The organism is Methanogenium sp. MK-MG (genome assembly GCF_009914725.1).
Lineage (GTDB): Archaea > Halobacteriota > Methanomicrobia > Methanomicrobiales > Methanomicrobiaceae > Methanogenium.
The window spans coordinates 1-22,144 of record NZ_JAAAWJ010000014.1; the positions used below are offsets into that span (position 1 = coordinate 1).

16 protein-coding genes and 2 tRNA genes are annotated in these 22,144 nt (G+C 56.8%); 9 read left to right on the forward strand and 9 right to left on the reverse strand.

What is annotated here, in order from left to right; genetic code table 11:
• Positions 1 to 2,014, forward strand: a 2,014-nt coding sequence (locus MKMG_RS03600; RefSeq protein ID WP_165075704.1) for a class I tRNA ligase family protein, incomplete at its 5' end; no start/stop codon positions are given.
• Positions 2,015 to 2,077: 63 nt separating this feature from the next.
• Here the strand turns inward: MKMG_RS03600 and MKMG_RS03605 are convergent.
• Positions 2,078 to 2,803 (reverse strand): tRNA(His) guanylyltransferase Thg1 family protein, encoded by a 726-nt coding sequence (locus tag MKMG_RS03605; protein WP_165075706.1) that lies wholly within the window; start codon positions 2,801 to 2,803, stop codon positions 2,078 to 2,080.
• Between the two features lie 49 nt (positions 2,804 to 2,852).
• Positions 2,853 to 3,116, reverse strand: coding sequence for a PRC-barrel domain-containing protein (locus MKMG_RS03610; RefSeq protein ID WP_165075709.1), 264 nt, complete (start codon positions 3,114 to 3,116; stop codon positions 2,853 to 2,855).
• A gap of 52 nt (positions 3,117 to 3,168) precedes the next feature.
• Between MKMG_RS03610 and MKMG_RS03615 the strand changes: the two genes are divergently transcribed.
• On the forward strand, positions 3,169 to 4,347 hold the full coding sequence (locus MKMG_RS03615; RefSeq protein WP_165075712.1) for a CBS domain-containing protein: 1,179 nt from the start codon (positions 3,169 to 3,171) through the stop codon (positions 4,345 to 4,347).
• On the opposite strand, the gene MKMG_RS03620 is transcribed toward MKMG_RS03615, so the two are convergent.
• The 3 genes from MKMG_RS03620 to MKMG_RS03630 are packed head-to-tail and all read right to left on the reverse strand — an operon-like array spanning position 4,337 to position 8,061.
• On the reverse strand, positions 4,337 to 5,992 hold the full coding sequence (locus MKMG_RS03620) for a radical SAM protein (protein ID WP_165075715.1): 1,656 nt from the start codon (positions 5,990 to 5,992) through the stop codon (positions 4,337 to 4,339). The two genes, MKMG_RS03615 and MKMG_RS03620, sit on opposite strands and share 11 nt — an antisense overlap.
• Positions 5,982 to 6,602: a 6-hydroxymethylpterin diphosphokinase MptE-like protein gene (locus MKMG_RS03625; protein ID WP_165075717.1), complete on the reverse strand. Its 621-nt coding sequence runs from the start codon at positions 6,600 to 6,602 to the stop codon at positions 5,982 to 5,984. Before MKMG_RS03625 ends, MKMG_RS03620 begins: the two co-directional genes overlap by 11 nt.
• Positions 6,592 to 8,061, reverse strand: a complete 1,470-nt coding sequence (locus tag MKMG_RS03630; protein ID WP_165075720.1) for a DHH family phosphoesterase — start codon at positions 8,059 to 8,061, stop codon at positions 6,592 to 6,594. The genes MKMG_RS03625 and MKMG_RS03630 overlap by 11 nt, the downstream gene beginning before the upstream one ends.
• Positions 8,062 to 8,152: 91 nt before the next feature.
• On the opposite strand from MKMG_RS03630, the gene MKMG_RS03635 reads away from it, so the two are divergent.
• Positions 8,153 to 8,226, forward strand: a tRNA-Lys gene (locus tag MKMG_RS03635).
• 111 nt (positions 8,227 to 8,337) lie between these two features.
• Here the strand turns inward: MKMG_RS03635 and MKMG_RS03640 are convergent.
• Positions 8,338 to 9,228 (reverse strand): ABC transporter ATP-binding protein, encoded by an 891-nt coding sequence (locus MKMG_RS03640; protein WP_165075722.1) that lies wholly within the window; start codon positions 9,226 to 9,228, stop codon positions 8,338 to 8,340.
• A 187-nt stretch (positions 9,229 to 9,415) separates the two neighbouring features.
• Between MKMG_RS03640 and MKMG_RS03645 the strand changes: the two genes are divergently transcribed.
• From MKMG_RS03645 to MKMG_RS03665, 5 genes are all read left to right on the forward strand, one after another.
• A complete protein-coding gene (locus MKMG_RS03645) occupies positions 9,416 to 11,203 on the forward strand; it encodes an ABC transporter permease (protein ID WP_165075725.1) in 1,788 nt (595 codons plus the stop codon).
• Between the two features lie 2 nt (positions 11,204 to 11,205).
• The gene (locus MKMG_RS03650; RefSeq protein WP_165075728.1) at positions 11,206 to 12,282 is read left to right on the forward strand and encodes an ABC transporter permease; all 1,077 of its coding nucleotides are present in this window, start codon (positions 11,206 to 11,208) and stop codon (positions 12,280 to 12,282) included.
• A 55-nt stretch (positions 12,283 to 12,337) separates the two neighbouring features.
• The gene (locus tag MKMG_RS03655) at positions 12,338 to 13,639 is read left to right on the forward strand and encodes a PEGA domain-containing protein (protein WP_165075730.1); all 1,302 of its coding nucleotides are present in this window, start codon (positions 12,338 to 12,340) and stop codon (positions 13,637 to 13,639) included.
• Between the two features lie 135 nt (positions 13,640 to 13,774).
• On the forward strand, positions 13,775 to 15,079 hold the full coding sequence (locus MKMG_RS03660) for a PEGA domain-containing protein (RefSeq protein ID WP_165075733.1): 1,305 nt from the start codon (positions 13,775 to 13,777) through the stop codon (positions 15,077 to 15,079).
• 71 nt (positions 15,080 to 15,150) lie between these two features.
• On the forward strand, positions 15,151 to 16,452 hold the full coding sequence (locus tag MKMG_RS03665; protein ID WP_165075735.1) for a methyl-coenzyme M reductase glutamine C-methyltransferase: 1,302 nt from the start codon (positions 15,151 to 15,153) through the stop codon (positions 16,450 to 16,452).
• Positions 16,453 to 16,546: 94 nt separating this feature from the next.
• Here MKMG_RS03665 and MKMG_RS03670 read toward each other — a convergent pair whose 3' ends face one another.
• Together MKMG_RS03670 and acs are read right to left on the reverse strand one after the other, a co-directional pair.
• A complete protein-coding gene (locus MKMG_RS03670; RefSeq protein ID WP_254059075.1) occupies positions 16,547 to 17,815 on the reverse strand; it encodes an OFA family MFS transporter in 1,269 nt (422 codons plus the stop codon).
• 30 nt (positions 17,816 to 17,845) lie between these two features.
• Entirely contained in the window at positions 17,846 to 19,738 is a 1,893-nt protein-coding gene (acs, locus tag MKMG_RS03675; RefSeq protein WP_165075738.1) for an acetate--CoA ligase, read from the reverse strand.
• A gap of 206 nt (positions 19,739 to 19,944) precedes the next feature.
• Between acs and MKMG_RS03680 the strand changes: the two genes are divergently transcribed.
• Positions 19,945 to 21,336, forward strand: coding sequence for a PAS domain S-box protein (locus MKMG_RS03680; protein WP_165075741.1), 1,392 nt, complete (start codon positions 19,945 to 19,947; stop codon positions 21,334 to 21,336).
• Between the two features lie 141 nt (positions 21,337 to 21,477).
• Here the strand turns inward: MKMG_RS03680 and MKMG_RS03685 are convergent.
• A tRNA-His gene (locus tag MKMG_RS03685) sits at positions 21,478 to 21,549 on the reverse strand.
• Positions 21,550 to 22,144 lie beyond the last annotated feature (595 nt).

The window sequence follows — 22,144 nt, forward strand, 5'->3', positions numbered from 1 at the left end:
TGTCCACCGCTACGGACACTGCTGGCGCTGCAAGACACCGATCATCATGATCTCAACAGAACAGTGGTTCCTTGCCATCCCAAAGATCAAGGATAAGATGCTCGCTGAGATTGCCCGGGTAGAATGGCAGCCTGACTGGGCCGGTTCAGCACGCTTCCATGACTTCGTCGCCGGTGCCCGTGACTGGTGTATATCACGCCAGCGCTACTGGGGCATCCCGATTCCCGTCTGGGAATGCGATGCATGCGATGCCCGGAAGGTCTTTGGCACGGTCGCAGAACTCAATGAGGCCGCAGGGACAAACCTCACCGACCCGCACCGCCCGTATGTGGACGATGTGACCATCCCCTGCACCTGCGGCGGAACGATGCGGCGGGTCGAGGATATCTTTGACGTCTGGTTTGACTCGGCGATGGCCTCATGGGCCACCCTTGGATTCCCCCGGAAGACCGCAGAGTTCGAACGGCTCTGGCCGGCGGCGTTCATCACCGAAGGACAGGACCAGACACGCGGCTGGTTCTATTCCCAGCTGGGTGCCTCTGTAATTGCCTTTGACCAGGCACCCTACAACAAGGTCCTCATGCACGGCTTTGCACTGGACGCAGAAGGCCGCAAGATGAGCAAATCTGTCGGCAACGTAGTCACACCCGAGGAAGTGGTGGCAAAGGTCGGAGTGGACGTTCTCCGTCTCTATCTGCTCTCCGCAAGCGCCCCATGGGACGACCTGAAGTTCAACTGGGAAGGTATCAAGACCATCAACAGGACCATCAATATCCTCTGGAATGTCTACCGCTTCCCGCTGCCATACATGATTCTTGACGCGTTTGCACCGGAAACCGCTGCAGACGGCACATGGAACGGAGAGTATGTCAGCGCACATCTCACAGAGATGCCGGAAGAGGACCGCTGGATCATATCACGCGTCAACAGCCTTGCCGCCCAGATGGGAGAGGACGTGGATAACGGCATGCTCCACAAGGCCACCCGCGCCTGCCTCACCTGCATCCTGGAAGATGTATCCCGCTGGTATGTGCAGCTTGTCCGGCCGCGGATGTGGCTGGAAGAGGACGCACGCGAGAAGCGTGAGGCATACGAGACGATGTACTACGTCATGCGGCGTATATGCTCGGTCCTGGCACCGTTTGCACCGCATATCACCGACAATATCTATGCAAACCTCCGCACGGATGCAGACCCGGAGAGCATTCACATGCTGCCGTGGTTTGCAGGAGATGAAACGCTCATTGATGCGGCCCTTGAAGCAGAGATGGACGTGATCCGTTCCTTTGACGAGGCAGTGGCCACCGCCCGGCAGGAAGGCGGCCGCAAACTCCGCTGGCCGGTCGGCGAGACCTTCGTCATCACAGACAGCGATGCCGTGGAGACCGCCATCACGCAGATGAATGACCTCGCCTGCCAGCGTGCCAACAGTCGGACAGTCACCGTCGTCCGCGGTGCATGGGATCGTATGGGCTGCTCAGCAGAACCGGTGATGCGGGGCATTGGCCCTGAATTCGGTAAAGACGGCCCAAAGGTGAAGGCAGCAATCGAAGCGGCCGACGCCGCAGCCCTGAAGGCAGCCATTGAAAGAGACGGAGAGGTGCCGGCGGGCGGGTTTACGATCACCGAAAAACACATCGCCTTCTCAGAAAAAATGCCGGAGCATGTCTTTGCAGCAGAGATGGCAGAGGCCACCGTCTGCGTGGACATCACCCTCACCCCCGCGCTGGAGGGCGTAGGATTTTCACGTGAAGTGGTGCGGAGAATTCAGGAGATGCGGCGCCAGCTTGACCTGAATGTGGAGGATTTCATCATAGCAGACGTGGCCATCACCGACATGTGTGTGCGCGACCTGCTTGCAGGCACGCATGAAGACAGTATTGCCGGAGAAGTCCGGGCCACCTCACTCTCCATCACCTCTATCGCAGAGGAGGCAGACGAGGACGGTCTGACAACTGAATGGGATGTGGAAGGAGTCTCAATGACCATTCACATTCAAAAAAGCGAGCAGTAAATCACCGGAAATCACCCCGTGATTCCCAAAATAAACTATTTTTAAAAGATGGTTGTGTTCATCTCAAATGAGATGGGAGCGCAGAAAGGCTTCCCCGTCCGGTTCACTGAAGAGCGGGAGGTCATCGTCGGTGACAACCACCCGGCGCGCCGCGGCGACCCGCTCATCGGTGACCGGGTTATACCCCTCTTTTATTATTTCTGTGCGGTAACAGGCAATGCCGCGCCGTTCCCAGGCCGGTGTCTTTGCAAGATTGATGCCCCGCTCAAACATCATCTCGTGCATGGCAGGGCCCTTCATCCCCCGGAGGGCACGCGCTGCCTGTGTCGCAGTCATCCCCTCTGCAATGAGCGCCTGCTGACAGTAGCCGTTGATATGATTGCGCCATGCCTCCCGCTGGCGCATGTTCATGTATACGATGGCTGCGGGAACGTCTGCTACAATGACACGCGAGTCAAACGCCACCGGTTCTGTCAGGTGAAGGGCAAGTGTGAGGGCACTTGCCGCATATGAGGCACAGACCGAGTCTATCTTCTCCACCCGCCCGTTGAAGGGCACACGGGGAAAGAAGAGAGATATTTCGTCCGAGAAGGTGTAGGCAAACGACGGTTCAAGGCCGGATGATGAGAGCATCTGCCCGGATACCGTCGCCATGGCATCAGAAAACCTTCGGTCATAGGGCTTTGCAAACCCTTCCTCACGGGTTAACCGGTGAAACGCCCGCCCGTCAAGCCGGACAATGAAGGGTGGAAAGACGGAGAGATTTTTGAATATTTCCCGATCCTGCATACCGCTCATCTCCATAGTTTTCGGGACCAGACCCGCCCGCACGGAGGCATCAGTCCTCTATGATCTCGGGCCGGGACATACCTGCAAGGTGGCGGATAATGACAATATCCCCGACTGCCCTGATGATGCGGTATGGAATCTTTACCCCCTTGAAATTGGTGAGTTCAAGCACCTCCCGATTCACGTTCCCCAACGCAAGTGATTCCATCTTTTTTGTATCGACATTGATGATCACGTCCTCCACATCACCCACATAGACGGCGTTTTCGGTATAGACCTTCATCCCGAACAACTCGGTTATTGCACTCTTCATTGTAATCATTGGAAGGTATAATCATTAAATATTAAAAATATAATCCATTTCTATGAAGAGTTCCTTTGAGATCGGAAAAGTAGCAGGCATTCCGATAAAGATCCACTATACCTTCTTTTTGATCATTCCGATCTTTGCCATCATCATCGGAACCCAGATTGAACTGACCGTGACCCTCGTTGAACAGGTGTTCGGCCTCCCCGAACCGATTGACACGTCCCTCATCACAGAGGGTTTCATACCGTACAACCTGGGTGTGCTCGTCTCTTTCCTCCTCTTTGTGGGCGTCTTTCTGCACGAGATGGCCCACTCGGTGGTTGCCATCCGCAAGGGCATGAAGGTTCATTCCATCACCCTCTTCATCCTGGGAGGCGCTTCAGAAATAGAAGACGAGGTCTCGCCCCGGCCACGGGACGAACTGCCGATGGCCATCGCAGGCCCCCTGATGAGCCTCTTTATCGGACTTGTCTCTGAGGGCATCGCCTACGCAAGCCTCATCTCCATCCCCAATCCGGCAGTCGCAGGCCTCTTTTTTTATATCTTCGGCTATCTGGGCCTGCTCAATATCATCCTCTTCCTCTTCAATCTCCTGCCGGCATTCCCGATGGACGGTGGGAGGGTGCTCCGCGCCCTGCTTGCGATCTGGCTTCCGATTGAAAAGGCGACACGCATCGCAGCAGAAATCGGGAGGATAATAGCCATTATCTTCGGCATTATTGGTCTTATTTCCTTCAATCCCATCCTCATCCTGATTGCGGTCTTCATCTATCTCAGTGCAGGTCAGGAGGTGACAATGATCCGCTACACACAGCTGCTTGCAGGCGTAAAGGTACGCGATGCGATGACCACACCGGTGACCACCGTCGTCCCGCATATGCCTGTCACCGAAGCCATGGACCTGATGTACTCCACCCGCCATCTCGGGTTTCCGGTGGTGGACCGCGGCGCCCTTGCCGGCATGGTCACCCTGCATGACATCCAGAATGCCTCAGACGTCGACAGGGACGCCCTTCAGGTCCGCGATATCATGACAAGGGACGTAATCACCATCACGCCCGGCCATGACCTCTACGATGCCCTTAAAATCCTTGCCCCCAACACCATCGGCCGCATACCGGTCGTCGAGAACGGGGAGGTGACGGGTATTGTCACCAGAACAGATATTCTCAAACTGATGGAGATACGGGAAGTGAGCGGCAGCACCACCACCCACAGTGTGCTCAGACCGTAAGATACGGGTCCAGCGGCGTCTCTCCTGCAATCTCCCGGAATGCGGCAAGGGATGCAAACGGCCGCTTTGAGATGAGAGAGGCGGCCCGTTTCTTCCCGATGCCCGGAATATACCGGAGGGCTGCCGCCGGGAGAGTGTTGATATTGACCGGGACCGGCATGGCGGTGACCGAACGCCGCCCGTGATCACAGACGACAGCATCAAGCACCGTCCCTTCGGGAATCTCTCCGGGCATGCCTGTGAGAATGGGATATGACCCCATCTGCCGTCCAAAGGAGACCCTGCCACACTCCTCCACATAGATGTCGCGCAGCAGTGTGCCTGCCGGAAAGACCTGCTGCAGCATTGGCCCGTCAAATGTTGACCGCACACGCTCACGGAAGGTGCGGAAACGGGCATCATGCTCACCCAGTGTGTTCTCCTCCCATGCCCGCGTGCCTTCAAAGGGCATCAGCTGGCGGATATTGACCCGGCGCACCAAGAGACCGGATGCAAGAAGGCCGGTGAGAAATGCCTCGTTTTTATCATACGTGCCTTCGGTCTCACTGGCAAGGCCACAGACAAAGTTCAGGCCTGGCAGGAGATGGGGGATACCCTCCTCCCTGACTCCCCCCACTTCGTTTACAATGCGGACCGCATCCATCACCATCGCAGCATCGGCCTTGAGGTTATTTGCGGCGACCACCGCAGGGTCTGCGGTCTCCATGCCGAAGGCGGCGACGTCCCCTGCGGTATGGTAGTGGACGATGACGCCAAGTGCCTCACGGGCCGCGTCCGGGTTGCGGGCAATGGTGCCGGGGTTGACATTGTCGATATGCAGGGTCCTGAGTTTGGGTGCTGCCTTTCGGATACCGGCAAAGAGCGCCTCAAGTGCCGCTGCATCGGGTGCAGGATATTCCCTGTTTCCCTTCGTCCCGTAGGCAAGAATGTCCGGCTGGCGTCCGAGGCGGAAGTGCATGGCCCCGTGGCCGGCAAGGGCGGCGATCTCCGCATGTACGTCCGTTGCCGGGCGATACTGCGGCGGGCCGTAAAACGGCTCCGTGCAGAATGAACAGCCACCGGTCACCGCACGCGCACAGCCGCGGGCAGTCTCAATCTCACAGATGAGCCACGGAAATCGCGGATGGGCGGTGATGATACCGCTCCCCATGATGAGCCAGCGCGAGAAGTCAGGATATGAGAGGGTGCCCTCAGGGCGTCCCCCTGCAAGAAGGTGTGCAAGTGCTGCGGGAACATCTCCTTCCAGCAGGTGATCAAACCCGGAGATGACCTGCCGGACCGCCGCGGCGCCACCACCCGGACTGTAGCCGAAGGTGACCGGTCCGCCGAGGACGGTCACCGGGCCCCGGAGGGTGGCCGCCACCTGCCGGATCTCGGTCAGGGTGGCAGGCGTGCCGGCAAAATAGGTGCCCGGGACCGTGACTCCCGCAATCATCACCACAAGGGCCGCCCGGTCCAGCGGTGCAAAGAGAAATGAATCAGTCCTCAGCTGGTCAATAGTCAGGTAGCGGACCCGGTATCCTGCTTCAATGCAGACACCTGCCACCGCCCGGATATTCGGGGAGATGTAGGGCGAGACACCCAGGCATGCCGGTTCGTCGACATAGCCGTCCACTATCCAGGCTTCAGGGGCTTCAGAGGTCATGGCCGATGAGGGACAGCAGATCGCGTGCCCAGAGAAGTTTTCCCCGTTTCATCGGCGGCACTGACCGATCGTCAAGGTCGAATCCGGCAAACCGCACCCCTGCTGCCCCAAGGGCATCCGCTGCAAATGCAGCACGGTCACCGTCGGTGAACCCGCCCCAGTTATGCAAATGCCCGAAAGGCCTGGTCTGGCAGGAAAGGACGAGCGGCCCCTCAAAACGCGGCACCCAGTGCCGGAGAAGCGGCATATTGTCCCCGTGGCCATGCACCACCATCACAGATCCCCGCCGGTTCATCTCAAAAAAAGAGTCCTCCGCCCCGTCCAGGTCGGTAAAGACTGCATCCGGCAGTATACCCGCTTTGAAGAGTAGATCTGCTGCCGCATCGGCCGCAAGGACCGTGCCCTCAATGTTATCTGTCTCACTGAAAAGCGAGGGAGCATTGCCGCAGACAGTGACTGTCTCTCCTTTGATGCACTTTGCAAGCAGCAACGAATCATCCACAGATGAAAGGGTGGCAAGCAGGCGTGCTGCCTTTTCATCGTCTGCCCGGTCAAAGCCAAACGTCTCGCATATAGCAAGGTAGTGAGGTTCCCAGTCCTCAAACCTCATTGGATTCTTCTTCCTCCACGCCGACAATCTCCATGAACCGGTGAAGGATTGGGTCAATGATGAGATCCAGCAGGTCATCCTTGTTGCGCGCCATTGAAAAGACGCTCAGGGGAATGTTTGCGGCACCCATAGCAGAATGCCCGCCTGCCTCGCCGATCTCACCAAAGGCCTCCTCCATCGCCTGGCCGATATTGAGGCGCAAGTCCTTGTTGCGGGAGGAAAATGAGATCAGCTGATCTGTTATGCCGTAGACTACTGCGGTGTTGACCCCTTCCAGCTGAATGAGCATGTCTGCTGCCTGTGGAATGGCGTCACGGTTGCGCACGTAGCCAACATTGGAGAAGAGATACCCGGAGACAATCTTCCGGTTCCGGATAGCTGCACCCATCACCTCAAGAGTCTCCTGCGAAACCGACTGGGATGTGATCTTTGCCAGAAGTTCATCATCCGTCAGGGGCAGAAGGAAGGCAGAAAGAGTGAGGTCAAGAGGAGAGGTATTGCGCCGGAAACCGCGTGTATCGGCCATAATACCATAAAAGAGAGCGGTTGCGATGTTTTTATCCACCAGGACGTCCAGTTCCTGCATATACTGGGTCATCAGACTCGCCGTCGCGCCCATATCCGGCCGACGGTCGATGAAATCATATCCGTTTTTGGCATCATGGTTCGGATGATGATCGATGACGATATTGACCCGCTCATCCTTTGTGAGTGCATTGTTGATTCCCGGACCCGGAGAATCCACAATCGCAATATAATCACATTCTGCACGTGCTTCCGGTGTGATACGATCCATCTGGATATCCAGCAGGTTCACAAAGGCACGGTTCTCCTGGTGGCCAATCTTCCCGTCGTAGAGAATCCGGCAGGTGAGATTTCCCTTGGATGCCGCCTTTCCGAGAGCACAGAGTGCCATTGCACTGGAGATGGTGTCAGGGTCCGGGTTTGTGTGCGTCACAATGCCCAGTGTGCCACGCCATGAGGCGAGTAGCTCAAAGAGTTTGTGCGCCTGCCGTGAGGACTGAAGTTTGCGTGCGTGGTGCACGGCCTTTTTGGCAAATACCTCCTGCGGATGCAGCACCACATCGGCGCCCACTGCGTGATAGATATCTCTTCCCCCGGCATCCACTGCACGTGCAATGACATAGGACGCGGGATTTGTCTCCTTTATTGTCCGCACCGCCGAGAGATTTGCCTTCTGCTCACTGGAGAGGACAAATGCCACTTTCGGAACCGGAATCTCTTTCAGCATACCCGTATCGCTGATATCCCTGCAGAAAGCCTCATATTTCTGGTCACGGAGATCCTGCACCTTCTTCTCGTCCTGATCGATGATGATGATATCATCGGTCTCCTTGAGAAGTTCGTATAGCACATTGTACCCGATACTGCCGCACCCAAGTATCAGGTAATCCACCGATGACGCCGACTGAGTTCCGTTAGGATGATTCTCCGGCATGATACCACAAGTTTCTGTTTTTATGAGAATAATAAGGATATCCGAAAGGTATATCATGAATAACTTACAACGTTAGCTGTTCACTTTACAGGGGCCTGTAGCTTAGTCAGGAAGAGCGCCGGACTCTTAATCCGGCGGTCAGGGGTTCAAATCCCTTCAGGCCCGCTAACAACTTCTTTTGTGGTTTTAACTGATTAAAGGTGATTTTCAACATCAGAGCATTCTGACTGTTTTCTGCGTGGCACACACTCCAGACAGAGGGGAGGGCACCACACTTCACTTCCCAATCATGAGAAGCATCTCCTCAAGACTGGGGTAGCGCGATTCAATACGCCGGACGGCACCCCCGGCAGAGGCGACTGCAGCAGTCACAAAATTGAGGTCAGCCATGCTCTCAGCAACGGTCACGTATTCACCACTATCCTCTTCAAAATCGAGTGAGGCCGGAAGGGCAGCAGTATCAGCTGCGACAAACCGGATATGGTATGAGAGGGAACCAAATCGTTCCCTGAGTTCGTCCATCGTCCCAAAAGCAGCGACCTTTCCCTGCCGCAGGATGAGTACACGGTCGCAAATTTCCTCAACCTGATAGAGATTATGAGCGGAGAGAAGGATGGTCTTCTGCCAGGTGTCACGCAGGTGTGCGAGATAGCCGATGATGTAGCGCGAGGTCATCGGGTCCAGACCTGAAGTCGGCTCATCATAAATGAGGAGAGAGGGCTTGTGCAGCAGGGAACGGGTAATTGCCACCTTGCGCCTCATCCCTTTCGAGAGTTCACCGATGCGCTTCCCCTGCGGATCAAGTTTGAGTGATGTGAGCAGTTCATCACTCCTGATGCGGCATTCGTCTGCAGATATGCCATAAATATCTCCAAAGAATCTGAGATAACTCTCCACTGTCATCGTCTCATACAGGCGAGACTCCTCCGGGAGATACCCAAGCATCTCCTTCAGGCGTGCAGGGTTGCGCCTGACATCGATGCCTTCGATGACAAGGTCGCCTGCAGTCGGCTGAATCAGACCTGCCATACACTTCAGGAGCGTCGTCTTTCCTGCACCATTGTGTCCGATGATCCCGAATATACCGGGATCCTCAAAGGAGAAACTCACCTCATCGAGTGCCCGGAATGTGCCATAATCCTTTACCGGTCCCCGTGCCTCAATCATGTATGACCACCGTTGACAGAGTGCTTGGCAGTTATATGATTTAAGCCCCGGGGTCAGGGTATCCGGCCCTGCGCCTTACTCCCCCATATGACTCCCATCTGAACATGTAATCAATAATTCGCCATTATTTTCGCCCATGACAGGTGACATCACTTAAAATAGGATTGACTGCCACCTCAGCATAGAAATGCTGTCACCACTGCGCCAGATACTGACCATCGGCAGATGGGAGGTACGCCGGTCTGCGACCACCATGCCGCGCGAGGTCATCCCGGTAGCAGTGGCACTCTTCATCCTCCTCATTGTAGTCACCGGTTACACACAGGAGAGCGGGATTCACCTGCAGGACCGGATGTACACGGCAGGCGTCGACTCAGCGGAGACGGGCGACATCATCCTCGGTGACCCGCGATTCACGGTGTACCCGGGGACAACAGGAGAGAGAGACCTGACAGTCGCCCCGCCGGAGATCCGGGCGGTGGATACCGACCGGGGGAACGCCGCCCTGAAAGCCTTCCGGACTGACTATACCAGGTATCTGACGGCACAGTATAACCGTGAGGATGACCTCTTTGCCGCATACCCCCTCTGGATCGACATCCGGTATGTCAGGAGCGAACTCGATTTCACGGCAACCGAGGCGGGAACCGGCGTCTCAGGCGCCCCGAATCCCTATGCGAACCCGATCCCTGACCGGCCGGTGCGGCCCGTTGACGAACCGTCAGCAGAGATCGGGTATACCAAAGAGGAGCTCAGAGCTGAACTGGTCATTTCAGAAGGCGAAGACAGCACGGTTGCACGCTACACCGACGTAGTCGCGGGGGAGGGGGCACTGGGTAACTTCAAAACCCCGTCCCAGCTCACCCCGCCCCTGCCCTTCGACGCTATTGTGCTGGTCTTTGTCTTCATCTTCCCCATCTACTTCACCTCACAGTTCTACATGATGTCGGTGATGAACGAGCGGATAGAACGTAAGGGGGAAATTCTTCTCTCAAGCCCGCTCCGGCCGTCAGCCATTGTCATCGGAAAGATGCTGCCCTATCTGGTGGTGATGATTGCGGTAACTGCCATACTCTCCCTTACCACCGGAGAGACGGCAGTCGCCCTTGCAGCCGTCTTCCCGGTCATTCTCTTCTTCCTTGCTGCAGCCCTCCTCATCGGAATGGCCGCACGAAGTTTTAAGGAGCTCTCTTTCATCTCCATCTTCTTCTCGACGGTTGCGACATCCTACCTCTTCTTCCCAAGCATCTTTGCAAATATCCATGTAATATCCCTCATCTCCCCCCTGACCCTCATCATCTATGCGATTGAAGGCACGCCTTTCACGCTCGCCGATTACTTCTACTTCACCTTCCTCTTCTGGGTGACAGCAGCGATTCTCTTTGCCATATGCATCGTCAACTTCAACGAAGAGCGCCTCTTCACCCTCCACCCCCTGCGGGAAAAGGTGCGGGAGTACATCGGGAGTGCAGTATCAGAGAAATACCCGTTTGCCTCACTCTTCGGGATCACCCTCTTCTCCATCCCCTTTGTTCTGATGGCACAGCTGATGCTCCTTGTACTCCTCTTCAACCTCCCGATGCCGCTCTCCCTTGTGGCCCTCATCTTTGCGGCGGCATTCATTGAGGAGTGGGCAAAATCGATTGGCATCTATGCAATTGCCGTGGAACGGCCGGCATTTCTCACGTGGAGAAATGTCACCTTCGCCTCCCTTGCGGTGATGGCAGGGTTCCTCCTGGGTGAGAAACTCCTCCTCTTTGCCACCATCGCCCAGATCTCTGAGTCCGTCTTCGGCGCGGCCCTCTTCACGAGCCTGCAGGTGCTCTGGCTGCCTCTCACCCTACACTTCACCGGTGCCTTCATCACCACCTCCCTCCTGAAAATCTTCGGGAAGAGATGCTACCCGCTCGCACTCGTCATCGCATCCGTCGTCCACGGGGCCTATAATCTCTACTTTATCACAGGAGGTATCTGAGAATGGACCTGCGGCATGTATACGTCATCACAAAAAAGGAGCTCAGGGCCATCAATGCCGAGAAGACCATTATCCTCGCAATTCTTCTGCAGCTCTTCATTGCCATGTTCTCGTCGTTTCTCATCGTAGGCCTCGCCGCGATGTATGACCCGGACGCCCTCTCTGACTACTCGCGGCAGCAGTATCCGGTCGCCTACACCGGGTCCCCCTCACCGCTGGAGGGTCTGCTGCGGGAGAGCGGGGACTTTGTCGTCTATGAGATGGATCTCCGGACCGCGGTCACGGCTCTTGAGGAACGCAAACTCAGTGCGGTCATCTGGGTGCCGGATACGGCACCTGACGCAGATAACCCGGTGAAGATCACACTTTACACCATCAAAAACGACATCCAGTCATCGGTTGTGAACAGCAAACTGAGAGATGTCTTTGTCGCATATGAAAACGGCCTGCGTGGCATCCGGGCGGACCGCATATCATCTGACCCCATCATAGTGGCCCTGCCGCCGGAGGTGCCGGGCACAAACTTCTATGAATTTGTCTATGGGCTCCTCATCCCTCTCCTCATCTTCATGCCTGCCATCATCTCTGCAGCACTGATCATTGACATGATCACCGAGGAGTTCCAGCATAATACAGTCGAGACCCTCATCTCCACCCCCATCACCTTCGCCGAGATGGTATGGGGCAAAGTCTCCGCCTGTTTTGTGATTGTGCCGGTGCAGGCAGCCGTCTGGATCGGTCTGATGGTGGTAAACGGCATCCATGTGGCGGGCATTGTGCCGATTCTCCTGCACGTGAGCGTGGCATCGCTTCTCATGATCCTCCTCTCCACCTTCGTAGCCCTCCACTACCGGGAACGGACGAGTGCCCAGTTCATCTTTTCGACAGCCCTCGTGGTGGTGCTGATAGGCGTCCTCTCCCTGCCTGCAAACCCGGCAAACCTGATCGTTCTCCTCTCCATCGGCGCTGCAGGAAGTGAACACTGGGTAGTGCTCGCAATGATGGCAGGTATTCTTGCCCTTGGCATGGCCGCACTCAACCGGTATATGCATGTGGTGGAGAAGACTGCCCTGCAGTGAGCAGACATGCCATAGATATATATACTCATTGCCGGATAGGAGGTGTCTGATCAGAATGAAATGGTTTGCACTTCTTCTCATGGCCTGCATCCTTGCCGCAGGGATGGTCTTCCCTGCAGGGGCAGCAGTCCCGGAACAGCCGATTGCAGGCATTGCCCACTATGATATATACACCAATGTGGATATGGCCGACATCTACTTTGATGGCAAATACATGGGCAGGACATCATCCGGATATCTCCAGGTGACGGTCGACACCCCCGCACCATACACCCGGGCAATGGCGTCCCGCGTGGGGTATAACAACGCCTACGCGAATCTGCCTGCCGCCTCGCCGGGAGGCATATACTCGGTGAGCCTCACCCTGACGTCCATTGCACCGTCCTACGGCACACTCTCGGTCACCTCATCCCCCACGGGGGCCGCGGTCTATGTCGATAATGCCTACCGTGGTCTCACACCACAGCAGATCAGCCTCACCCACAATCAGTATACGCTCCGACTGGAGCACAGCGGGTATAACAGCTACACTCAGCAGGTCTACGTCTACGGCGGCCAGACGACGACCGTGAGTGCATCCCTCGTGCCGTCCACCTCATACGGCACCATCTCAGTCTCCAGTTCACCGTCCGGGGCAAATGTCTATCTGGACGGCAGTTTCCGCGGCACAACTACCCAGACAATAGGTGGTCTCACCGCGAGGTCGTACTTTGTCGAACTCACCAAACCCGGCTACCGGGACTGGACCGGGTCAATGCGAGTCTATCCTGGACAGGTCACCTCCATCTCCCCGACACTGGTGCCAGTGCAGTCACCGACCACCGGAGCCGTCTCTGTCACATCAAACCCGTCCTATGCCGCCGTCTATCTGGACGGAACCTATGAAGGCCAGACGTCACCCGGCAGACCGCTTGTTATCAGTGCGGTCAGTGCAGGCAGCCATACCGTCATGGTCCGTCTCTCCGGCTACACAGACTCAGTCTCAACGATCACCGTCAACTCCGGCCAGACCACCAGCGTGAGTGCTGAACTCACACCCTCCGGCACCGGATACGGATCACTCTCAGTGACCTCCTCCCCGACGGGTGCAGATGTGTACATCAATAATGCAAAAGCAGGCATCACCCCGGTCACCTCAAATGAGGTGACACCCGGTTCACATACCGTGACTGTCCGGCTTGCAGGATATACGGAGTGGTCATCTGTTACCGAGGTAAAGGCAGGCTCCACCTCGTACGTCTCGGCAAGCCTCTCACCTGCCCCCACACAGTCACCACCTTCCCTTCTGCTGCCCACCGGTGCACTCATGATACTGGGCGGTGTCTTTCTCTGCAGACGGGAGCGCGGGAAAGACTGAACTCATATTTTACCCAGGGAAGTTCCTGTCCCTGAAACCAGTAATATTTCCATAAAACTGATGTATTGTTCATTTAATCCGGGCTGAGAACAGCAGATTATTTATATCCGGCAAAATAACCGTTCACAGATCATCATGGTACGAAAATTCTACGTGCTCATCATGAGCATGCTTATACTCGCTGCCGCAGCACCTGCTGCACTGGCGGCCGAGGCCTCCATTGGCGGTGGCGAGGGGTGGTATGACATCTACACCAATGTCGATGGCTGTTCCATCTACTTTGACGGAGAATACAAGGGAGTAACCACCGGCGGCATCCTGAGTGTCGGGGTGTATTCCACTGCAACACCGTATCACACCGTGAGGGCGGAAAAGAGCGGGTTCACATCTGCATCCACGTCCCTCCCCGCAGTCCCGGGTGCAGGAGAACACCGGTCTGTCTACCTGACGTTAAATCCGGTGGCACCCACCACCGGAAACATCAAGATCAGCTCCACCCCATCCGGTGCAGCGGTCTATGTGAACAGTGTCTACTATGGTACAACCCCGCACACGGTCTCAAACCTCCCTGCCGGAAACAATGACCTGAGGCTGACCTATTCAGGATATAAGGACTACCGGGATACGATCAACATCGTCGCCGGACAGACACAGACCACCTATGCGGTCCTGACAGCAGAAGTGAACTATGGTACGCTCTCTGTTTCCAGCACCCCGTCCAATGCAAACATCTACCTGGACGGTGCATACAAGGGCACCGCCCCACGGACTATCGGCGGCATCTCCAAGGGTTCACACACTCTTGAGATCACCATGCCCGGATACCGGGAATGGGCAAACACCATCCAGATCCATGCAAACCAGGTGACCTACGTGACGGCAACGCTCACGGCAGACCCGCAGACCACCACCGGTGCCATCTCGGTCTCATCAAACCCGTCCTATGCCTCCGTCTATATTGACAGTGTCTACTACGGTACAACCAACCCCGGTCATGCCCTCTTTGCAAACAACATTGCAGCAGGCAGTCACTCTGTTAAAGTCAGCCTCTCAGGGTATGATGACTCAGTCTCGACTGTGACCGTCAACTCCGGCCAGACCACAACGGTGAACGCCAACCTTGGCGGCGGAGCATCCACCAGTGGAGCGATCACCATCTCGTCATCACCGACCGGTGCCACGGTCTTCCTGAACAATGTGAACAAGGGTATCACACCGGTGACACTCAGCGACCTGATCCCCGGCGGCTACACCGTCACCCTTGAACTCTCCGGCTACACCACCTGGTCTGAAGTAGTGCAGGTGAACAGCGGTGCAACATCCACTGTCTCGGCAAGCCTTGCCCCGACACCCACCGCCACCCAGAGCCCGGCACCCATGCTTGCGGTGATCGGTGCCCTCGGCGCCTGTGCGGTCATTCTTGCCGCACGCAAGGAATAATCCCTTCTTTTTTTTGCCCGGACATCTGAACCTGTATCGTTAATATCATACAGGGAACAAGAATAGTGGTAATGAAAATCTTCGTCATATCCCCGGGAATGTACACGTATGGTGCAATGGTCATTGCAGGCATAGTACGTGATGCGGGGTATGAGGTGACACTCACCCGCACGCTTGAGGCACCGCCTGGAGATACAGTGTTTCTGAGTCTGTATTCGACGCAGAACCTGATGGACGAAAGGGTCAGATCATTTATTTCTGAATATCGCAGGACAGGGGGCAGAGTCTATGTCGGCGGACCTGTCTCGGCGGTGCCTGAGATGGTCCTCGGCGAACTGGCACCGGACGCAGTCATCTGCGGTGAGGGAGAGGCGGGGGCACAGGCCCTCCTCCGCGACGGCATCTCTGCAGCTGTACCGGGGATTGCCTTCACGGGCCCGGACGGCATCGTCTTCTCCGGCCCGGCACCGCCCTGCCCGGTATCCCGTCCGCTGCCTTTCATCCCGTCCGATATCGCCATGCAGGATGTCCGGGGGGCATCGGCCTATATCGAGACACAACGGGGTTGTATCGGTGCCTGCACCTTCTGCCAGGTGCCCCGGTTCTTCGGGCGTGATATCCGGTCACGGCCCCTCGATGAGATCCTCGCAGAGGTGCAGGCGTTCAAGGATGCCGGCGCAACGCGGCTCTCGGTCTCCGGTGGGACCGGGTCCCTGTATGGCTATGCAGACGGAAAACTCAATGACGAGGCCTTTGCAGATCTGCTCCGGGAGATGGCGGAGATCATGGGACCGAAGAACGTCTCGTCCCCTGACATCCGGGTGGACTGTATCTCTGATACTGTCCTTGACGCCATCCGCGACTACACCATCGGCTGGGTCTTCTTCGGTCTGGAGTCCGGCAGCGACCGGGTGCTGCGTCTGATGGGGAAGGGGGCGACAGCAGCACAGGCAGGCGAGGCCATTGACGCCTGCCGAACCCACGGTCTGCATGTCGCAGGCAGTTTTATTGTCGGATACCCCACCGAGACTGCAGCAGAGTATGAGGAGACAAAGGAATTCATCGCACAATACGCCCTTGACGATGTCTTCATCTCCATTGCAGAACCAATTCCCGGCACCCCGCTTGCTGACCTCGCCCTGCGGACACCTGACGCAGATAACCCTGCCTTTGCCGCACATACAGGTGAGTACAAGTCCCTGCACCTGACTGAAGCTGAGGCACGGTCGTTTGACCTCCTGATGCATGCAGACATGTTTAAGCCGGGCCTGCACGTGGTGACAGACCAGATCTTTAACGCCTATCTTGCGGAAGTGAGAAAGGACGGAGAGACAGTCAGGAAGGCAACGGATCTGCTCCGCCGGTATGCCTGAAGGATCAATATTCATAGAATATCTCCTGTTTTTTCATAAATTTCGCAAACCGAAGCAAAAGGGGAGGGGTACGGGAGAAAAAAGAGAGTCCCTCTCACTCTTTTCTGAGTAAGGTCAGTGCAATCAGGCACCCGACAGCCGCCATCACCGCCACATACGGGAAGACACCCGTCCAGCTGCCGGTGGCCGTGCGGATGAAGCCTGCAAGCTGCGGACCAACGAGTGCACCTGCACCGTAGGCCAGAAAGACCAGGCCATACATTCGCGGATAGTCAGCGGTCCCGAAGTAGGTGGCCGTCGCGGTGGGGGCAATGGCAAGCCACCCGCCAAGGCATCCCCAGAGAATCGCAAACGAGACGATATACACCGGGACGGTCGGGGCCGCCCACATCGCAAGCGATGCCCCCCCTATCATCAGAAACGAGATTGCAGCTGTTCTCCCCGGATGGAGGCGGTCGGTCAGACACCCGAAGACCGGCCGGCCGCCGCCGTTGAATATGGCAAAGAAGGCGACAAGGAGCGTTGCAAGCCCGCCGGTTATCCCCACCACCTCTGTCCCCACCGGCTTTGCGATGGATATCGCCATCAGTCCGGCACAGCAGCCGATGAAGTAACAGATCCACAGGCCGTAAAACCGGCGTGACCGGAGCATTTGGCCCAGACCATCACCGGCAGCATTACGTTCCGTGTCCACGGCAGGCGGCTGCCAGCCCGGCGGCCGCCACCCGTCGGGGGGAAACCGCAGCGGAACCGCACAGAGGAGCAGGACTGCTGCAAAGGCGATGCCGAAGATGCGGAAGGTCATCATCACCCCGGCCGTCTCCAGCAGATAGCCGGCAACAGTGGCCGTCACCAGAGCCGACATCCCGAACCCGGCAACCGTGACACCCACTGCAAGGCCGCGGCGGTCCGGGAACCACCGGGAGGCAACCGCGACCGGCACCCCGTAGGCGATACCCACACCAGCGCCACCCACGACACCATACATGAGGTACAGCATCCAGACCGACGGCGCCACCGAGGCGGACAGCCAGCCAAGACCGGTCAGAAGACCGCCGAGAGCCACCGCTGCACGCGGGCCGTGGGTGTCAATGAACTTCCCCGCAAGCGGCATCGCAAGTGCAAAGCACGCGAGAAAAACCGAGAACGGGAAGAGCACCTCAGATGTAGTCACCTCCCGCCCGAGAAGTCCGGTGTAGTGCGCCGCAAGGGGGCCGACGAAGACACTCCACGAGTAGATACTTCCCAGACAGAGATTGATGAGAAAACCGATTCCGACCAGTGCCCACCGGCCCCTCACGGCATCCATGCCGGCCACCATCACCGCCGGACGATCCGCTTTGCTCATCTGTTTGCCATTCATATCGTATTCACCTCAAAAAATGGGGAGGAGTTACTCCTCCAGTGTCGATATATCTCCCGGGTCCATACCGAGTTCCTGTGCCTTTAAGACCCGGCGCATGATCTTGCCGCTGCGGGTCTTCGGGAGCGAGTCCACGAAGTCAATTGCAGAAGGCATCGCAATCGGGCCGATGCTCATCCGTACGTGGTAGATGAGATCAGACTTCAGCTTCTCTGTCGGTGTGTGACCATCGATAAGGATGATAAACGCCTTCACCATCTGGCCCTTCACCGGGTCAGGGAGACCTATCACCGCTGCCTCTGCCACCGCTTCGTGGGAGACGAGCGCACTCTCCACTTCTGCGGTACCCAGGTTGTGGCCGGAGACGATGATGATGTCATCTGATCTCCCGAGGACCATGATGTAGCCATCCTCGTCTTTGACCGCGAGGTCACCTGCCGTGTAGTAGCCGTTTATCGTCTCCCAGTAGGCACGGTAGCGGGCGTCGTTGCCATTCACCGCCCGCATCTGTGCCGGCCAGGGTTCCTTGATGACCAGCAAACCGCCTGTACCCGGTTCGACCGGATTGCCCTCTGAATCGACCACATCCACGACCACACCAGGTATGGCCCGACCGGCAAATCCCGGTTTCATCGGTTCGCCGACCGTCGTTGTGATCATATGCATCCCGGTTTCAGTCTGCCACCAGGTGTCGAGGAGGGGACAGCGGTTCTTCCCGATGACCCGGTAGTACCACTCAAACGCCTCCGGGTTGAGGGGTTCACCCACCGAACCGATGATCCGCAGGGAGTCAAGGTTGTATTTGTCCGGCCACCCCTCACCGACCCGCATAAACATCCTGATGGCCGTCGGGGCGGTGTAGAAGATGCTCACACCAAAGTCCTCGATGATGCGCCAGAAGACGCCGGGATCCGGGTAGTCCGGCACGGTCTCGGTGATGAGGACCGTCGCACCCACGGAGAGCGGCCCGTAGATGATGTAACTGTGGCCGGTGATCCACCCGGGATCTGCCGTACACCAGTGGACATCCTTCTCCTTCATGTCAAAGACATACTTTGTCGTGTAGTAGGCACCGACCATGTATCCCGCACAGGTGTGGACGATGCCCTTCGGCTGGCCGGTCGTCCCGCTCGTATAGAGGATAAAAAGCGGGTCTTCTGCGTCCATCACCGTTGCTTCACAGGTGGCATCCCCACTTTCCAGCACTTCATAGAAGTCCACCTCCATCTCACTGAAGAGTTCCGGGCCCGGATCAGACCGGCGGAGGACAATGATCTTCTCCACTGTCGGGGCATTGACCACCGCATCATCAACGATTGCCTTCAGTGCCACACGTTTGCCGCGGCGATATCCGACATCTGCCGTTATTACCAGTTTTGCCCCTGAATCACGGATGCGGGCGTTCAGTGCCGACGCCCCGAACCCGCCGTAGACGATGTTGTGAACCGCACCGATTCTCGCACACGCGAGGATGGCGATGATGTGCTCAGGCACAAACGGCATGTAGAGACAGACCGTGTCCCCCTTTTCGATGCCCATCTTTTTTAGGGCACTTGCAAACCGCATCACCTGCCGGTAGAGCTGGCGGTAGGTGAACACCCGCTCCTGCCCCTCTTCCTCACCCCGCCAGATGAGAGCCACCTTGTTGCGCCTTTCACCTGTCGCATGCCGGTCAAGGCAGTTATGGGTGATATTGAGCTGTGCGTTTGTGAACCACTCCGCGTACGGGGGGTTCCACTTCTTTACGTGGTCCCACTTCCTGAACCATTCGAGTTCATCCGCTATCCCTTCCCAGAACCCATCCGGATCACGGAGGAAGCGCTTGTACTCAGTATCATAGTCGCCTATCCACGACTGTTCACGGACCGAAGGGTCAGGGAGGTAGACCGTTTCTTCGAGTTTCACATCAAATGAACCTGACATTTCATCCCACCTACATGATTAATCATGTATATTTCTTGCTGTGCTGACCCCCTCCCTGAGATGTATGAAGACCAAAAAGGAGAGGGACAACTGCCAATGCAGTGCATTGCCATACCTCTATTAGCGCAATTCTGTATAAATATTCTTCAGGCACAACACATATGCACTGCATAACGGGCCGACTGAAAACACAGAGAAGGAGAGAGATGACGCCAGACTGGAAAGAAACAGAGACAATACGCCAATTGTTGCATAAATCGCCAACAGGGATGACCATCACCGAGATCGCCAACACTCTCGGCATGCACCGCAATACCGCGGCCAGGTACCTGGACATGCTGGTTGCCACCGGAGAGGCCGACCGCAAACGCATGGGGCCGGCAAAGGCCTACTTCCCCGCCCGAAGGGTGCCGGTACAGGCCCTTACCCTCGTCACGCCGCCCGCATGCCTCTGCCTGACAGGCCGCCTGGAGGTGGCAGAGGCCACCCCTGAGGCTGCACGCCTCCTCCACCCCCCGGAGGAGGCAGACTACACCCCCCATACAGCAGTGCCCGCCCCGCTCTTCAGGGATGACACCTTCCTCACGAAATGCAGGGACGCAGTGGCAGGCACGCCGGGAGAATACCACATCTGCATCACCCAAAACCGGCAGAAGACTGACCTGGCCATCCAGCTCATCCCCATCGTCTTTACGAGCGGTGCAGGAGGATGTGCCGTCACCTTCACTGACATCACCGAAAGCGCCGCAGCAGAAGAAGAGCGGAATACCTGGAAAGAACGCTACACCGCACTCAGTGAAGACCTCACCGAATGGGTCGTCCACATCTCCCCCGCGATGACCATCGACTTTGCAAACGAGGCATTCTGTCGTCATGCCGGACGCCCGGCTGACCGCGTGGCAGGCATCCGGTTTCTGCCGGCATTCCAGCCGGATGAACGCCGCCACCTTGACACCCTCATCGCCTCACTCCTGCCCGGAGAAAGCCCGGTGACAGCAGAGATCCGTGCCATCCGCCGTGACGGGTCTTCCGGCCGGGAAACATGGACCATCCGGCCCCTCGGCGAACCCGGAGGCCGCATCACCGGGTATCATGCCACCGGCCGTGACATCACGGCCCTGAAACACTGCGAAGAACAAGTCCTCCAGTATCACCAGAACCTCGAAGAGAATATCCAGAGGCGGACAACAGAGATGCAACAGGCAAACCAGGCACTCATGACCGTCCTTGCAGAAAAAGAAGATCTGGAACGGAAACTGCTCTTCACCCGCCAGGCCTTTGACCAGGCCTCAGATTCCATCCTCCTCTTCAGTCGTGACGGCAGCATCTGCCAGACAAACCGGACTGCAGAGGAATTTTTGGGCTACAGGAGAGAAGAACTTGCAGAGTGCACCGTCTTTGACGTAAACCCCTCCCTCACCCGGGAGGCATGGGACAGGATGTGGAACGAACCAGAACCCGGCAGAAAAGAACGGACCACATCGATTCACCGCAGGCGTGACGGCACCATCTTTGATGTTGACCTCTCCCGAACCTTTGTGAAGGCAGACGGGGAGTTGTATTTCTGTTCAATTGCACGGGAGATCAAAAGAGACTGAAATATTCCCGGCCCAAACCCCCTCATGCAGAGGAAACGAACCGGCAATTTCCTTCCAGAACCAGAATTTCAACGCGGACACCGACACCGGACAGTTGCGAACCGAAAGAACTCGCCATAAACGAACGGGAAAAAACAAAGAGGCCGGGGCCGAGATTTGAACCCGAGTCCAGGGAACCACAATCCCTGAGGATAACCACTACCCTACCCCGGCAAGATGCCTTTCTTATTTTGACATTCGCAGTAATTAATCTATCCAATCTGTTCTGGCACAGCAGAGAGGAAAAAACGCAATTCAACATGAGAACAGGGACACCCGCGATGACAGGCATCAGACCGGGAATAACAGTGCAAACAAACCCGACGGTGGCGTATCTAAACGAATCCCCGCTGCATCGCAGGCATATATCCCCACAGATCACCCACCTTCATCACCCATAACGTGGCACCACGTTCAAAACCACAGATGTGCAACCACCACAAAGGCCGCACATATCCCGAGCTAAGACTGCCATACGGACCCGTGCCCATGGCGCGCCCGGTCGGGGCTGCTCATGGGAGAAGCCTGAAACCCCACCCATTCCCTGCAGCTGTACCTGAAGTTACCCTCCACCGGAGTTGGATCTGGATCTGTCCACCCTTCCGGGATACCCGGGAGTGCCCTGAAACACAAAAACGGAGCATCACTAGCCTGCAGATAAGTCCGCATCACAACCACCCACACGAACACCATTAATACTTCAGGTGAACTATTTATATGAAAACGCCGCAAAACGGTGCATACCAGAAGAGCGGCGGATGAATTGATA